Annotated in this window: 1 pseudogene; it reads left to right on the top strand. The window is 42.9% G+C overall.

Annotated features, from left to right (window positions below):
- Nucleotides 1–273 (top strand): annotated as a pseudogene (locus AAEY79_RS14890) (GAF domain-containing protein); the annotation flags it as partial.

The following is a 273-nucleotide window of genomic DNA, read 5'->3' as shown; positions in this document are numbered from 1 at the left end:
CGCCGATAGTGACCATTACCTTTTTAGATAAAGACACCCAGTACCTTAAATCGCCGCGTGGTCTTGGTGATGCCTGTACTACCACACGTGAGGCGTCCATTTGTAATTATACTATTTTGTCCGATGACTTGTTTTTAGTGCCAGATTTGGCGATTGATAAGCGCTTTATCAATCATCCTGCTGTCAGTGAAGACCCTTATTTGCGTTTTTATGCCGGTGTGCCAATTATCCTACATGAAAAAGATAAAGCATATCGTTTGGGGTCATTGTGCC

Source organism: Psychrobacter sp. GW64-MNA-CIBAN-0177, assembly GCF_040309585.1.
In the GTDB taxonomy this organism is placed as follows: Bacteria; Pseudomonadota; Gammaproteobacteria; order Pseudomonadales; family Moraxellaceae; genus Psychrobacter; species Psychrobacter okhotskensis.
The sequence above is the reverse complement of the archived record's forward strand: the minus strand, read 5'-3'. Positions and strand labels throughout refer to the sequence as shown.